This is a genomic window from Abiotrophia defectiva ATCC 49176, assembly GCF_000160075.2.
Classification (GTDB): domain Bacteria; phylum Bacillota; class Bacilli; order Lactobacillales; family Aerococcaceae; genus Abiotrophia; species Abiotrophia defectiva.
The window spans coordinates 900,863-915,026 of the sequence record NZ_KI535340.1; the positions used below are offsets into that span (position 1 = coordinate 900,863).

A 14,164-nucleotide genomic window follows, 5' to 3' on the forward strand; every position below is an offset into this window, starting at 1 on the left:
GGGTTAGATCTTAACTTAATTTTGCCAGTCCTTTGGACTCCACATGCTACCGTCTAACTGGCCTTCTAGCTGGCGCAGACGGTCTTCTTGTTGTTGGTAGAGGTCGCTAGCGACTTGCAGCAAGGCTTGACTAGGATAGTCAGGAGCCTGTGCCTGCCAGTCCTGAACATAGTCTTGATAGGGATTCATCAGAAGCTAATCCTCCTTATTCAGGGCCTGCAGCTCCTGGATTTCATCACGATTTTGACTCAGGTCCTCACGGAACTGGTCATAGACTGCTTGGCTTTCAAGCGATAAGGATAAGTCCAAGTCCGCTAAACGCTCCAAGACAAAGGTCTGCAAGGCTTCGAAGTCATCCACCTTACCCGTCTCAAGGTAGCAAGCGTAATGAACTAGCAGCTGTTTCTTCTGGGGCTCGGTCAGATAGTGGAACTGATGAACCGAGAAATAAGCCAAGGGCACTAAGCCAAAATGCTTAGCCCAGGCATAATAAGGCGACAAGAGCGAAGACAGGCTAAAGCCTTCCCGGCCCCCGACTTGATAGCGGCTAGCCTTAACACCTGCGATGACCACCAAGCCCATTTCCATCTGAGCGAGGCGAGGCATGGCAGCCTGCATGGCCTTGGACATATCGAAGACGCTATCCAACCAGATTTTGAGGATGGCTGGCGCTTGGTACCAGTAGAGTTGGAACTGGAAAACTACCCGGTCATAGCGAGTCAGACGGGCCAATTCCACACTGGCATCGAAGTGCCGGCCATTAACCTCATATTCCGCCTGCAAATCGACATAGCAGACCTCCGTCAGGGCCAAACCTGATTGCTGTAAAAATTGTTGGCTGCTAGAGCCGGCCACATCAGGGTGGGCCAAATAGACGATGGTCTTAGTCACGACAGGCTTCCTTTCTGTAGGGAACTTACTTGTCCTCTGACTTGGCCTTCTTGTTGCCAATTAGGAAAGTCCCCAGATTCTTTTTGCTTTTGTTTGGCGCGGCATCTTGGGCTTGGTCCTGGTCTCCAGACTCCGCTGCTTCTAGCGGCAGGCGGATAATGAAGGTCGAACCCTGGCCGAGCTCACTTTCGACCCGAATAGTGCCACCATGGGCCTCCACTAAGGACTTAACGACCGCTAAGCCAATCCCGGATTCACCGAACTTGGTATTCTTACGGGAAATGTCCACCTTGTAGAATCGCTCCCAGATGTCTTCAATTTGCTTGGCATCAATCCCAATCCCCTGGTCCATAATACGGAGCTCGGTAAAGTTGCCATCTTGGCGCCCCCAGAGGGTGATGTCACTATTCTCTGAGAACTGGATGGCATTGGTCACCAAGTTAATAATAATTTGAACCAGCCGGTCTCGGTCTCCGTAAATCAGAAGGTCCTCAGGCGCATCAATGACTAGGCGATTGCCCTTTTCTTGGGCCTTAGCGGTTAGCTGGGTCCGAATCTGGCAGAGCAAATCATAGGCCTTAAGTGTCTGCTTGTTAAGGCTAATCTGGTTGGTCCGAATTTTTTCGTAGTCCAGATTCTCATTAACTAAGCGAATGAGCCGTTGGGTCTCAGTAGCCAACAATTCTAGGCTACGTTTGCGCTGGGGCTCAGGGAAAATATCATACTGGAGCCCTTCAATCACCCCACTCATGGTGGTCAGCGGCGTCCGCATCTCGTGGGCCGCATCCATCATAAATTGGCGTCTTAAGGTTTCTTGACGCTTAATCTCTTCGCGAGATTTTGCCAAGGAATCCGTCATGACTTGGAAATCATGGGCCAAGTCCCCAAACTCGTCCCGGCTCTTATTACTAATATCAAGCTGGACATCATAGTTACCCGCTGTAATCTGACGAGTGGCTTGTTGCAAGCGCCGAATCTTACGGGTCTGGAAGAGGGCATAGGCCACACTAATAGCCAGACCAATGGCGGTTGCAATCCCGAAGGAGAAGATAATATTGTTGTAGACTTCTTGCTGACGGGTCTCCAGGTTCTCAATCGGCTCGCTCAGGCTAATAAAGCCGGCCGGAAATTGGGCGCTGTCACTAGCCTGGCGATTGAGTGGCAGATAGACGGTGGCTAGACGGGTGATTTTCCCCTTATCTGGACGATAGGTCACACGCAGTGGCAGGTTCTGCCCTTGGCGAATGGCCCGCAATTCACTATCTGTCAGATTGGCCCGGTACTCCTGGCGATAGGTTGGGTAGATGATACTCCCATTGGCCAGGTAGACCTGAATGGAGATATTGTCCGAGGCCAGCAGTTGGTCCACCTTCTTAATATCCTCACGGGAGAAGTTATTACTGACAATGTTGCTACCATAATTCAGTAGGCGCGTCTCGACTTCACTGTGGATTTGCTGATTCATATAATTGCTAATCCGTGAGGCCGATAGGGCCAAGGTCACCAGCATGACCAGCAGAAATCCGGCAATTAATTGCCAGAGAAATCTAAATCGCATTAATGATCACCTGGATCTTCGTACTTGTAGCCAACACCCCAGACAGTCTGAATAATTTGCGGCCCAATCACTTCAATCTTCTGACGTAATTTCTTAATATGGGCATCGACGGTCCGCTCGTCGCCATAGAAAGGATCTTCCCAGAGTTGCTTAAGCAACTGCTCACGGTTGAAGACCCGCTTAGGCGAGCGTACAAAGGTCAGCAACAAATCAAACTCCTTAGGCGTCAGGTTCTCAATCAACTGGTTGTTGTAGTAAGCTTCTCGCGTCACAGTATTAATCTTAACACTCTTGGTCACTACATCGAAGCCTTCTTCTTCTTGAGTTTGACTGTGGTCCGTACCAGGAATTTGACTACGACGGTAGAGGGCCTTCATGCGAGCCATCAAGGTCAAGGGGCTAAAAGGCTTGGTGACATAATCGTCAGCCCCCATTTCCAAGCCAATGACTTGGTCACTCTCTGAATCTTGAGCAGTCAGCATAATAATAGGTGTTTCCTTAGAAATTTTGCGGATATTCCGGCAAATGGTGATACCATCCATAGACGGCAAGTTAATGTCTAGCAAGACAATGTCCCACTTACTTGGAGACTCCGCATAGGCGTTGTAACCTTCTAAGCCATCATGGTAGAAGTGGCCTTGGAATTGCTCCTTCTCGAAAAACATGGACATCATTTCGCAGACAGATTCGTTATCTTCAATCATTAATACGTTCATTCGACGACCTCCTAACTCTTGGTTTCACTCCTATTATATACCAAAAGTTAGCAAATGTAATGGTAGAGCTTACCTAGTCGCAAAATTGTCATAAAGACTGACGCAACTTGAGGTCTTAAGCCTTAAATCCTGCTAGTTGGCGCATGTCCAATTGTTCTTGGCTGGGCACTTCATACTGGCGCCGAATGGCATCGTAGTCTTCCTGGCCCTTAGGAGTGCTGTGATTCTGACCGCTAGCCCTGCCGGCACTACCATTCTTGCTCTCAAGCAGGGTAATATCTTGGACATGGCATTCCAGAATGTAGACTTTTTGGTCTTGATTATTAGTGTAATGACGGGATTCCATCCGCCCTACCACCCCAATGCGGTGGCCCTTTTGGGCGTATTTGACTAAGAGGTCCGCTAGATAGTCCCAAGCCACAATGGGAATGAAGTCGGTCTGCAGCTCACCATTACGGTCGCGATGGCGGCGGGAAACGGCTAGGCAATTATTGACCACCCGATGGTCACCCACCTGACGGTCTTCGACAGGACGAGTTAAACGTCCAACAAGCAACAACTGATTCATAGGTATTCCTCCAGAAAATAATTTGCCTTTCATAGATATATAGGCTTTGGGGCCAGTTTTTTTACGGGTTTTGGCCATAAAATGTTGAAATTTTATGTTGCTTACAAGCTATCCTTGGTTTATCAACCTCGCCTTGCAAAGGGCGTATATAGGATTTTATATATAAAAATAGACTAGCCTCAGCTAGTCCGCAAAAGAAAAGCCCCTATCGCGAGGATAGGGGTAGATTGCTATAAAGCATGACTCTCTGCTAGCTCCACTAACTTACGGAGCCGGTGGTTGACACCTGATTTGGAAATAGGACCACCAGGAATTAGTTGGCCTAACTCACCCAAACTGAGGTCGGGATGATCCAGACGAAATTCCGCCATAATCCGCAACTTATCAGGTAGGCTATCCAGCCCTCGCGTGTCGGCTAGGTAACGAATGGCTTCAATCTGTCGTTGCGAGGCATCGATTTGCTTGTTGAGGTTGGCCGTCTCGCAGTTGACCAGACGGTTCACGGAGTTACGCATGTCACGAACAATGCGAATATCTTCGAAGCGCAACATGGCCCGGTTGGCACCGATAATGGCCAGAAACTCGGCAATTTTCTCAGCTTCCTTAAGGTAGGTGATATAGCCGTTGCGGCGGACAATGGTCCGAGCATTGAGGTGGAAATGATTCATCATCTTGCAGATATCTTCATTGTGCTCCTCATAGTTGGAATAAATTTCCAAGTGATAGCGGCTATTCTCCGGGTTGTTGACGGAACCAGCTGCTAGGAAGGCACCCCGCAAATAAGAGCGTTCCTTCTGCTCATTGTTCATAATGTCAGGCGCGATATGATGGTTAATCATTAAGCCATCGAAGATACCCAAATCTTCCAAGATTTCCCGCACATTTTGGCGACAACGGACGATATAGACATTATTCTTTTTAAGCTTCATCTTGCGTCTGACCATGAGCTCACTCTCAGTGTGATAGAACTGCTTGAGTAGACTGTAGAGGCGGCGGGCAATGGCCGCGTTCTCGCTCTGAACATTGAGGATAAACTTCTGTTGGTAGAGGCTAACTGCCCCATTCATCCGAATCAGGGCCGCAAGTTCCGCCTTGGCGTGTTCCTTGTGGACCTCTAAGAGGGTACATTCCTTCTTAACTTCTGATGCGAAGGTCATGAGAACCCTCCTTTCTGCTTGGACTTAGCTTACCTTAGACTTGTGCCGCCTGATGTTTGAGGCGACGGTTAAGCTTAATAGTTTCCATGAGATGGCGGAGTTCTTCCACCACTAGTTCGGTGTCATGGTAGGCACCGCCATTTTTCATGCTGAGGAAGCTATTGGAAATGACGCGGCAACCCAATTTGCGCATGCCTTCAAAGTCATGGCGGACTTGAAGTAGGTACTCTTCATTAGGTTGATTGTCAATGTAATCCTGAGGCACCTCGGCAATGTTCACGAGGACCGTGTCGATAAAGGCCTGGCCCAAATGTTCATGCAAGACCCGGACATGGTCAGCATCTGAGAATTGCTCGGTCTCCCCTAACTGGGTCATGATGTTACAAATATAGACGACTTCCGCCTGGGTCCGTTTGATGGCCTGACCAATTTCTTCAATCATGAGATTAGGCAGGATGCTGGAATAGAGACTACCTGGCCCCAGAACAATCAAATCTGCCTGCTCAATGGCTTCCACGACATGGGGTGTCGCGTGAATGGCTGGCTCCCCTTGCATGGTGGTCACTAAGACTTGTTGAATCTTCTTCCGATGACGAGCAATCTTAGACTCGCCGACCGCAATGGTCCCGTCCTCGAAGAGGGCGTGCAAGACTAGGGGCTCGGTCGCTGCCGGCAGAATCTGGCCCTGAACCTTCATATAGTTGGACAGAATGTCTAAGGACTCGGTCAAGGAACCTCGCATTTCTTTCAAAGCGGCAATCAGTAAGTTACCGATGGCGTGGCCGGCCAAGAAGTCATCATCCGTGTTAAAACGATACTGGAAAACGTCCAGTAGTAGCTCGTCGGCATCGGATAAGGCCACCATACAGTTACGAATATCGCCCGGAGGGACGACATCAATATAGTCGCGAATGGCGCCTGAGCTACCACCATCATCCGCCACGGTTACAACGGCTGTAATGTCGGCATCAATTCGTTTGAGCCCCCGCAAGATAACAGGCAATCCGGTCCCACCACCGATGACTGCTACCTTATAGCGGTGCGATTTGGTCTCGCTCATGACCGGTTCACGGTCTCTTTCTTCTTCATATAATCACGGTGGGAAATATTAACCGCATAGTTATCTGTCTTAAGGTGGTTGGCAATTCGCTCAGCAATGGCCACGGACCGGTGTTTACCGCCGGTACAACCAATGGCGATGGTCACGCTGGATTTGCCTTCCTTCTTGTAACCTGGCAGGCAGAACTCAATGACATCAATGAGCTTGCTGTAGAAGGCCTGGGTTTCGGGTTGCTTCATGACATAGTCATAAACCGGCGCATCCATCCCAGTCTGCGGGCGCAATTCCGGAATATAGTGCGGGTTAGGTAGGAAGCGCACATCCCAGATAATATCGGCATCAATCGGCACCCCGTACTTGAAGCCAAAGGACATGACTTCCACATGGAAGGTCTGATAATCCTTAGTGGCGAAGTCCTTAATCAGGCGCTCACGCAACTGACGTGGAGAAATATCGGAAGTATCAATGATAATTTGGGCGCGGGTGCGCAAGTCCATGAGCAACTCACGTTCCTTGGCAATCCCTTCTGATACCCGGCCATCTGGGGCCAGTGGGTGATTCCGGCGGGTCTCCTTATAGCGCGATACTAAAACTGAATCACTGGAGTCCAGGAAAATAATGCGGGTCGTCACTAACTGCGTGTTATCTAAAGTCGCAATCAGGCTGTCGACTTCATTAAAGAAATCTCGGCTCCGCAAGTCGATGACAAGCGCAATCCGGCTGATTTTGCCTGATTCTTTGACCAATTCCCAGAAGGTTGGGAGCAGGGTTGGGGGCATGTTATCGATACAGAAGTAGCCCAAATCTTCAAAACTTTGGACCGCAACTGTCTTGCCGGCGCCGCTCATCCCTGTAATAATGACTAGTTCGAGTGTGTCTGCCATATCATCGCCTCTTTCTTTGTGGAATCCTTGCTATTTTCCTCCCTAGTATACCACGCTTAGGCGGGAAAAGCGACCAAGGAGCCGGACGCTTGCTACTGGTGGTTTTGGGGTATTCAAGGAGATTATTAAACTTTCTGGGCACTAGCCTTATACTAAACCCGGACGTTTGCCATAGTGCTATCACTAAATTTTCGCTTCAAATTTCTAGCCCTACTAGTAACCGTCTACATTTCATGGTAGAATATTAGCATAAAGTGAGGAGCCTCTCACTAGGTTTCATTTCTCTTATGACGCAATACTGAAAGGTGGTAATGCTATGACATGGCAAGAAACATTAAACCTCTGGAAAAATTACGACGCCCTTGATCCAGTTCTCAAGGAAGAGTTAGCCAATAACCAAGATGAAGAAGCCTTAAAGGATGCCTTTGGCGCTAATCTCAGCTTCGGGACAGCAGGTATGCGTGGTGTCCTAGGGGCAGGGCCTAACCGCATGAACGTCTACACCGTTCGCCAAGCAACAGAAGGCTTAGCCCAATTAATCGAAGAAGCTGGCCAAGCGGCTAAAGACCGCGGGGTTGCGATTTCCTATGACTCACGGCACTATTCACCTGAATTCGCCATGGAAGCTGCCTTGGTCTTGGGCCGTCACGGCATCAAGAGCTATGTCTTTGAGAGCCTACGACCAACACCTGAATTATCCTTTGCCGTGCGTTACCTCAACACCTACGCTGGGATTATGATTACTGCCAGCCACAACCCTGCCGCCTACAATGGCTACAAGGTTTACGGCGAAGACGGTGGGCAAATGCCACCAGAAGATGCAGATAAATTAACAGAATTTGTTCGCGCAGTGGAAAACCCACTAACCGTTGAAGTAGGCGACAAGACCGAATTATTAGGTAGCGGCGTCGTAGAAATCATCGGTGACCGTGTGGACCAAGCTTACCTAGAAGAAATGAAGGCTGTCACCATCAACCCTGAATTAGTCAAGGAAATGGCGGACCAAGTCAGCATCGTCTTCACGCCACTTCACGGGACCGGTATGTACCTAGGTCTTAAAGCCCTCAACCAAGCAGGCTTCAACACCATTCACGTGGTAGAAGAACAAGCTAAAGCAGACGGCGACTTCCCAACTGTTAAGTCACCTAACCCTGAATCTGCTGCGGCCTTTGACCTAGCAGAGCAATTAGCTAAAAAGGTAGAAGCGGATATCCTCTTAGGAACTGACCCAGACGCTGACCGTCTCGGGGCTAAGGTTCGCACTAGCAAAGGGGACTACCAACTCTTGACTGGGAACCAAATCGCTTCCCTCATGTTGGACTACATCTTAAACGCTAAGTTGGAACTCAACCAACTGCCTAAGAACGGGGTAGCGGTTAAGTCTATCGTATCGACTAACTTTGCTAACGCTATTTTATCTCACTATGGCTTAGAAGCGGTCGAAGTACTGACTGGCTTCAAATTTATCGCTGAGAAGATTCAAGAATATGAAGAAACAGGTTCTAAGACCTTCCTCATGGGCTTTGAAGAATCCTACGGTTATCTCATCAAGCCATTTGTGCGCGACAAGGATGCAATCCAAGCCTTGGTAGTCTTGGCCGAATTGACCGCCTACCACAAGAAAGCGGGCCGTACCTTGGCTGATGTCTTAGAAAGCATGTACGAAAAATACGGCTACTTCTATGAAAAGACTATCGCAGTGGACTTCCCAGGCCTCTCTGGGCAAGCTAAGATGGCAGCCATCATGCAACAAATCCGGACCGAAGGGATCAAGGAAATGGGTGGCCTCAAAGTGGTGAGCGCAGCTGACTACTTAGCTGGCACACGGACTCTGGCTGACGGCACGGTTGAAACCTTGACCTTCCCACCATCTGATGCCCTCAAGTATGTCTTGGAAGACGGCAGCTGGGTGGCTTTCCGTCCAAGTGGTACCGAGCCAAAAATCAAGCTCTATCTAGGCACCCAAGGCGCTTCGCATGAAGAAGTAGAAGCTAAGGCTGCTAAGATTGAAGCAGACATCGCTAAACTAACCGCCTAAGACTAAGGCAAAAGGACTGGGATTAGTGCCCAGTCCTTTTTGTGTGGTTAGCTTGATGGGGAGGTAGTGGCTCTAGCTCTAGGTTTTTGGCTGAGCTAGCTCGGAATCTCATGAAATCTGCCCTGAATCCTATCTTTTGGCCGAGCTAGTGGTCCACTTGCCAGAGTGGACCACTAGCTCGGCGATTTCCCTGACTTTTGACCCGTTTTCGATTTTCTGGGAGCTAGTGGTCCACTCGACGGAGTGGACCACTGGCTCGATGCTTTTCCTAGCTTTTGGCCCGTTTTCGGCCTTTTCCTGGGAGCTAGTGGTCCACTCGACAGAGTGGACCACTGGCTCGATGCTTTTCCTGACTTTTGAGCCGTTTCCGGCCTTTTCCTGGGAGCTAGTGGTCTACTCGACGGAGTGGACCACTGGCTCAAACAAAAGCCCTGCACTGATAGACAGTGCAGGGCTTTTTAACTTAGTCTTTAAGGCTTTCAATGTATTGGTAGGCTTGGAAACCAGCCGTGCCGCCATCGCCGGTGGCTGTTACAATCTGGCGCAGGTGCTTCTGACGCACGTCGCCGGCTGCAAAAACGCCTGGCAAGCTAGTGGCCATATGGTCATCCGTGATGATCCAGCCTTCTGCGTCGGTAATTCCTAAATCTTTAACGGCTTCTGAGTTAGGCACTAAGCCGACGTAGATAAAGACCCCTTGGGCATCCACGCGGCTGGTTTGGCCCGTCTTGACGTTCTTAATTTGCACGCCTTCAACCGCATCCGTCCCTAGAATCTCCTCCACCACGCTATCCCAGATGAATTCAATCTTAGGATTAGCAAAGGCCCGGTCTTGCAGGACTTTCTGCGCTCGGAGCTCGTCACGACGGTGAATAACCGTGACCTTGCTAGCAAATTGAGTCAGATAATGGGCCTCTTCAACGGCTGAGTCCCCCCCGCCGACCACGATAATTTCCTTATCGCGGAAGAAGAAACCGTCACAGACCGCACAGTAGGACACGCCTCGTCCAGCCAATTCTTCTTCCCCTGGCACGCCAAGATGGCGGTGGAAAGAACCGGTCGCCACAATGACGGCCTTGGCCTCATAGACCTTAGAGCTGGTATGCACTCTCTTAAGGTCGCCTGCTACTTCAATATGGCTTACATCGCCGTAGTCGTGGACCGCGTCAAAACGCATAGCCCCTTGGTACATGTGTTGGGCCAATTCTGGGCCAGAAACCAGGGAGAAGCCAGGATAGTTTTCCACATCAGCTGTGTTGTTGACTTCCCCACCGGGAACGCCTTTTTCAATCATATGGGTCTTGAGATTCGCGCGTGAAGCGTAGAGGGCGGCGGTCATACCAGCCGGCCCAGCGCCAATCACGACGACATCTGTTACAATTAATTCTTTTTCCATTCTATCATTCACTCTCTTAATAATGCGCCTGAGACAGGGAGGCTTCTTGCTTGCCGTCGCGCGTCATCAAGCGAAGCAGGCCTTCCTTGACCTGGGCCCCTTCATAAATGAGACCATAGAGGGCCTCGGTAATTGGCATTTCGATACCGGATTCCTTAGCCAGTTCATAGGCTGACTGGCAGGTAGCAATCCCTTCGACTACCATTTGAATTTCTTCTTCGATGGCTTCCTTGCTGTAACCCTTGGCTAGCAGATTTCCTGCCTGCCAGTTACGGGAGTGGGGACTGGTACAGGTGACCACTAGGTCGCCAACCCCACTCAAACCAACGAAAGTCAGCGGGTCCGCCCCCAACTTAATGCCCATACGGGAAATTTCAGCCAGACCACGCGTTACCAGGGCGGCCTTGGCATTGTCGCCGTAGCCAGCACCCGCTAGGACACCGGCCCCTAGGGCAATAATATTCTTGAGGGCCGCGCCCATTTCCACACCTACCACATCGGTATTAGTATAGATACGGAAGTAGTGATTCTTAAAGAGGGCCTGCACCTTCTCAGCTGCTTGCAAATTAGGACAAGCGGCCGTTACAGTCGTCAGGTCATGGCGGGCTACTTCCTCGGCATGGCTTGGACCTGACAAGACAACCAGGTCTTGGTAGTCTTGACGCGGAATTTCCTCTTCAATCATCTGGCTGACCCGCAAATGGGTCCCCTGCTCCAGCCCCTTAGTGGCATGCACTAGGAGGGGTTGGGCATCTGACTGACTGAGATAGCTCGCTACCTGACGGGCAACTGAGCGAATGGCCTTGGTTGGTAAGACGAAGAGCAAGACAGCGGCTTGATCCAAGGCTGCTTTCAAGTCCGTTGTCGCCACAATGGTCGCTGGCAGGTTAATGCCTGGCAGGAAGTGGCTATTGGTATGGGCTTGGTTAATTTCGTCCGCGATGTAGTCTTCACGTCCCCATAAGACCACCTCATGACCATTTTCAGCCAAGACCTGGCCTAGGGCAGTCCCCCAGGAACCTGAACCTAATACGGCAATTTTCATGTCCTTACCTCTTTTCTAATTGGAAATCTGAATAGGCCACACTGTGACCTGCTCGCCGTCTGATGATTATCCAGGCTAGGCCCAGCACTACCATGACGGCGGACACCCCCTGCGAAATGCGCAAGGGACCCAAGTATAAACTATCAGTCCGTAGACCTTCAATGAAGAAGCGCCCTAGACCATACCAGACGAAGTAGCCGGCCGCTAATTCGCCACGTTTGACTAAGCCTTTTTGTCGTCGCAAGACTAAAATTAGGGCCAAGCCCAGTAAGTTCCACAAGGACTCATACAGGAAAGTCGGCTGGTAATAATGGCCTTGAATCTGCATTTGATCAATGAGCCAGGCCGGCAAATGCAGACCTTCTAGAAAGGCGCGGCTGGTTTCTGGTCCATAGGCCTCTTGGTTAACGAAGTTGCCCCAACGTCCGATGGCTTGGGCCAACATAATGCCTGGCGCTGCCACATCCAAGGTCAGGATTAGGTCTTGCTGATAGCGCCTTGCCACATAGATAATGGTGGCTGTCCCTAGCAAGATGGCACCGTAGATGGCACCCCCACCATGCCAAATCTGAATGATTTGGTCGGGATGGGCCAGGTAGTAGTCCAAACGGAAGAGCACATAGTAGGCGCGCGCCCCCAGCAGGCCTAAGATAATGGTCCAGAAGTAAGCATCCGACAGATAATCTTCCGACAGGCCCTTGCGGCGCCCCTCGCGCATGACTAAGAGATAGGATAGGACCATACCTAAGCCAATCAAGAGGCCATACCAATGGACGGGCCAGCCCAGCAAACGGAAGGCAATGGGATCAATGGCTAAAACTGGCATCTAGTCATCAACCCGATTCTTCTTGATAAGGGCGTCTAGTTTACGGTTGAAAGTAGTGGTCGCATCATAACCCATTTGATTAGCCCGAAAGTTCATGGCAGCCGACTCAACAATGGCTGACAAGTTCCGCCCCGTCTTAACTGGAATGCGGATGCGAGGCACATTGACTTCAAAGATTTGTTCATATTCACGTTGTGAGCCTAGACGGTCATATTCGGTTTGACCATCATCTAGCACGAGATTAATAATCAATTCTAGACGCTTGGAGCGACGGATGGCCGCGACCCCGTAAAGAGACATGACATCGATAATGCCTAAACCACGGATTTCTAAGAGGTTTTGGAGAATTTCAGGAGCTTCACCGACTAGGGTTAATTCGTCAATCATAAAGAGTTCAACCCGGTCGTCGGCAATCAGACGGTGGCCGCGTTGGACCAATTCTAGAGCCGTTTCAGACTTACCGACACCGCTCCCCCCGGTTAGGAGGACCCCCATCCCGAATACTTCCACGAAGACGCCGTGCTTAGCCAAACGTTCAGCTAAACGTCCTTCCAAAAAGTTAGTCAAGTTGGCGAGCACCCGAGTGGTCTTAGAGCGTGCCACCAAGATTGGCACATGATATTTATCTGCCACGGTGAAGATATCCTCTGGAACCGCCATATCACGTGCGAAGATGATAGCGGGCGTCTCCTCATTACAGAGGGACTCATAGGCTACAAGGCGCTGCTCCTCTGGCAGACTCGCGAGGTAGAGGAGCTCTGTCCGGCCAATCAGTTGAATACGTTCGAAGGGATAGTCCTCCACAAAGCCTGTCAGGGCCAAACCTGGCCGGGATACTTCACTAGTATATATTTGACGAGAACCATAATCTTCCCCAAAGGCATATTGAATTTTTAAGGTTTTTACGAGTTCATTGACGGTTACACTGCTGGACATGAAAATGTTGCCTCCTCATTGACTTTTACCTCCTAATCTTAACATAGACGGCGGAGAATTCCTATCTTTTCGTTTGCCCGGACAGACCCTTGAAAAGACTGAATTTACCACCCTAAGCAAAAGACCGCAGCCATCCGGTCTGCGGTCTTTTATGAGTCTTAATCATGATAGGGACTGTCCAGGCCAACTAGGCTTTGGCCTAGGGAAAGGGCAACGGCCACCAACATAGCGCTCCAGATAGAGCTAATGGTAAGGCCACCCGGTAACCAGCTAGCTAAAAGCAGGATAAAGCCGGCAATCAACCAGTTGACCAAGCCCAAACTCAAGAAGTTAAGAGGCCAGGCAAAGAATTCTAGGACTGGCTTTACCGTCACGCTTAAGAGGGCGAAGACAAAGGCTGATATTAAGGCTCCGCCAAAGCCCGTAACGTTGACGCCCGGCATAACATGGGCCAAGCCCATAAAGAGTAAGGTATTCAATAAAATCCGACGCATTAGAAATCACTCCAGTCATCCTTAGGCGTCACATCACGTCGCTTAGGCTCTGCCTTAGCATCGCGACCTGCTGCGCCTTTTTGATAGCGGCGTAGGAAGTCGTTGAGTTCCTCTCTTGCCCGGTTAGCCTGTTGGCGATAACGGTCTCTTTCCTGTTCGCGGTGGCTAGAGCGACTGGTAGGGCCATTCGCAACCGTATAGTCACTTGGCAGTATAATCCCCAAGACCAAATAAATGAGGAAAGGGGTCCCCCAACCTGGCCAGATGAGGACAAACCACACTAGGCGAAGGAAGGTAGGGTCAATGCCTAAATATTCTCCCAGCCCCCCGCAGACCCCCATTACTTTACGGTCACGGGTAGATTTATATAGTCGTTTCATGGTCGTTCCTTCTTTCTACCTTACTTAAGCTTAGGCTTCTGGCATGATGAAAGCTGCAATCAAGTAGCCGAACAAGCCCACACCACCTAAGAGCCCGGAAATCACCCAGACTACGCGCACAAGCGTTGGGTCTATGCCAAAATAATCAGCAATCCCGGCACAAACGCCTAAAAACATTCCTTCACGGCTATTACGGGTTAATCGTTTCATGATAA

General features: G+C 50.1%; 16 protein-coding genes. 1 reads left to right on the forward strand and 15 read right to left on the reverse strand.

Annotated features, from left to right (window positions below; translation table 11 throughout):
- Nucleotides 1-15: 15 nt before the first annotated feature.
- The 8 genes from GCWU000182_RS10250 to rapZ all read right to left on the reverse strand — a co-directional run bounded on the left by GCWU000182_RS10250 (nt 16) and on the right by rapZ (nt 6,834).
- Entirely contained in the window at nt 16-189 is a 174-nt protein-coding gene (locus GCWU000182_RS10250) for a hypothetical protein (protein WP_023391502.1), read from the reverse strand.
- Nucleotides 190-195: 6 nt separating this feature from the next.
- On the reverse strand, nt 196-891 hold the full coding sequence (locus GCWU000182_RS04080) for an NAD(P)H-dependent oxidoreductase (protein WP_023391503.1): 696 nt from the start codon (nt 889-891) through the stop codon (nt 196-198).
- A gap of 25 nt (nt 892-916) precedes the next feature.
- Entirely contained in the window at nt 917-2,449 is a 1,533-nt protein-coding gene (locus GCWU000182_RS04085) for a sensor histidine kinase (protein ID WP_023391504.1), read from the reverse strand.
- Entirely contained in the window at nt 2,449-3,165 is a 717-nt protein-coding gene (locus tag GCWU000182_RS04090; RefSeq protein WP_023391505.1) for a response regulator transcription factor, read from the reverse strand. The genes GCWU000182_RS04085 and GCWU000182_RS04090 overlap by 1 nt, the downstream gene beginning before the upstream one ends.
- Nucleotides 3,166-3,280: 115 nt before the next feature.
- On the reverse strand, nt 3,281-3,733 hold the full coding sequence (locus GCWU000182_RS04095; protein WP_035364060.1) for a single-stranded DNA-binding protein: 453 nt from the start codon (nt 3,731-3,733) through the stop codon (nt 3,281-3,283).
- Between the two features lie 230 nt (nt 3,734-3,963).
- A complete protein-coding gene (gene whiA, locus GCWU000182_RS04100) occupies nt 3,964-4,890 on the reverse strand; it encodes a DNA-binding protein WhiA (protein ID WP_023391507.1) in 927 nt (308 codons plus the stop codon).
- A 34-nt stretch (nt 4,891-4,924) separates the two neighbouring features.
- Complete coding sequence (locus GCWU000182_RS04105) at nt 4,925-5,950, reverse strand: gluconeogenesis factor YvcK family protein (RefSeq protein ID WP_023391508.1); 1,026 nt, start codon at nt 5,948-5,950, stop codon at nt 4,925-4,927.
- Nucleotides 5,947-6,834: an RNase adapter RapZ gene (gene rapZ, locus GCWU000182_RS04110; protein ID WP_023391509.1), complete on the reverse strand. Its 888-nt coding sequence runs from the start codon at nt 6,832-6,834 to the stop codon at nt 5,947-5,949. The genes GCWU000182_RS04105 and rapZ overlap by 4 nt, the downstream gene beginning before the upstream one ends.
- Nucleotides 6,835-7,150: 316 nt before the next feature.
- On the opposite strand from rapZ, the gene GCWU000182_RS04115 reads away from it, so the two are divergent.
- Nucleotides 7,151-8,872 carry a phospho-sugar mutase gene (locus tag GCWU000182_RS04115; RefSeq protein ID WP_023391510.1) on the forward strand — a complete coding sequence of 574 codons (1,722 nt, stop codon included), beginning with the start codon at nt 7,151-7,153 and terminating at the stop codon, nt 8,870-8,872.
- Between the two features lie 463 nt (nt 8,873-9,335).
- On the opposite strand, the gene trxB is transcribed toward GCWU000182_RS04115, so the two are convergent.
- The 7 genes from trxB to GCWU000182_RS04155 all read right to left on the reverse strand — a co-directional run bounded on the left by trxB (nt 9,336) and on the right by GCWU000182_RS04155 (nt 14,159).
- Entirely contained in the window at nt 9,336-10,268 is a 933-nt protein-coding gene (gene trxB, locus GCWU000182_RS04125; protein WP_023391512.1) for a thioredoxin-disulfide reductase, read from the reverse strand.
- 16 nt (nt 10,269-10,284) lie between these two features.
- Nucleotides 10,285-11,313 carry an NAD(P)H-dependent glycerol-3-phosphate dehydrogenase gene (locus tag GCWU000182_RS04130; protein ID WP_023391513.1) on the reverse strand — a complete coding sequence of 343 codons (1,029 nt, stop codon included), beginning with the start codon at nt 11,311-11,313 and terminating at the stop codon, nt 10,285-10,287.
- Nucleotides 11,314-11,317: 4 nt separating this feature from the next.
- Complete coding sequence (gene lgt, locus GCWU000182_RS04135) at nt 11,318-12,139, reverse strand: prolipoprotein diacylglyceryl transferase (protein ID WP_023391514.1); 822 nt, start codon at nt 12,137-12,139, stop codon at nt 11,318-11,320.
- A complete protein-coding gene (gene hprK / locus GCWU000182_RS04140) occupies nt 12,140-13,075 on the reverse strand; it encodes an HPr(Ser) kinase/phosphatase (RefSeq protein WP_023391515.1) in 936 nt (311 codons plus the stop codon).
- A gap of 158 nt (nt 13,076-13,233) precedes the next feature.
- A complete protein-coding gene (locus GCWU000182_RS04145; RefSeq protein WP_023391516.1) occupies nt 13,234-13,569 on the reverse strand; it encodes a phage holin family protein in 336 nt (111 codons plus the stop codon).
- Nucleotides 13,569-13,949 (reverse strand): PspC domain-containing protein, encoded by a 381-nt coding sequence (locus tag GCWU000182_RS09840; protein ID WP_023391517.1) that lies wholly within the window; start codon nt 13,947-13,949, stop codon nt 13,569-13,571. The genes GCWU000182_RS04145 and GCWU000182_RS09840 overlap by 1 nt, the downstream gene beginning before the upstream one ends.
- A 30-nt stretch (nt 13,950-13,979) precedes the next feature.
- Nucleotides 13,980-14,159: a PspC domain-containing protein gene (locus GCWU000182_RS04155; RefSeq protein ID WP_156905288.1), complete on the reverse strand. Its 180-nt coding sequence runs from the start codon at nt 14,157-14,159 to the stop codon at nt 13,980-13,982.
- Nucleotides 14,160-14,164 lie beyond the last annotated feature (5 nt).

Coding starts and splice junctions, on each gene's coding strand:
- GCWU000182_RS10250 (WP_023391502.1), bottom strand. CDS start 189: ATGAATCCCTATCAAGACTATGTTCAGGACTGGCAGGCACAGGCTCCT.
- GCWU000182_RS04085 (WP_023391504.1), bottom strand. CDS start 2,449: ATGCGATTTAGATTTCTCTGGCAATTAATTGCCGGATTTCTGCTGGTC.
- GCWU000182_RS04090 (WP_023391505.1), bottom strand. CDS start 3,165: ATGAACGTATTAATGATTGAAGATAACGAATCTGTCTGCGAAATGATG.
- GCWU000182_RS04095 (WP_035364060.1), bottom strand. CDS start 3,733: ATGAATCAGTTGTTGCTTGTTGGACGTTTAACTCGTCCTGTCGAAGAC.
- whiA (WP_023391507.1), bottom strand. CDS start 4,890: ATGACCTTCGCATCAGAAGTTAAGAAGGAATGTACCCTCTTAGAGGTC.
- GCWU000182_RS04105 (WP_023391508.1), bottom strand. CDS start 5,950: ATGAGCGAGACCAAATCGCACCGCTATAAGGTAGCAGTCATCGGTGGT.
- rapZ (WP_023391509.1), bottom strand. CDS start 6,834: ATGGCAGACACACTCGAACTAGTCATTATTACAGGGATGAGCGGCGCC.
- GCWU000182_RS04115 (WP_023391510.1), top strand. CDS start 7,151: ATGACATGGCAAGAAACATTAAACCTCTGGAAAAATTACGACGCCCTT.
- trxB (WP_023391512.1), bottom strand. CDS start 10,268: ATGGAAAAAGAATTAATTGTAACAGATGTCGTCGTGATTGGCGCTGGG.
- GCWU000182_RS04130 (WP_023391513.1), bottom strand. CDS start 11,313: ATGAAAATTGCCGTATTAGGTTCAGGTTCCTGGGGGACTGCCCTAGGC.
- lgt (WP_023391514.1), bottom strand. CDS start 12,139: ATGCCAGTTTTAGCCATTGATCCCATTGCCTTCCGTTTGCTGGGCTGG.
- hprK (WP_023391515.1), bottom strand. CDS start 13,075: ATGTCCAGCAGTGTAACCGTCAATGAACTCGTAAAAACCTTAAAAATT.
- GCWU000182_RS04145 (WP_023391516.1), bottom strand. CDS start 13,569: ATGCGTCGGATTTTATTGAATACCTTACTCTTTATGGGCTTGGCCCAT.
- GCWU000182_RS09840 (WP_023391517.1), bottom strand. CDS start 13,949: ATGAAACGACTATATAAATCTACCCGTGACCGTAAAGTAATGGGGGTC.
- GCWU000182_RS04155 (WP_156905288.1), bottom strand. CDS start 14,159: ATGAAACGATTAACCCGTAATAGCCGTGAAGGAATGTTTTTAGGCGTT.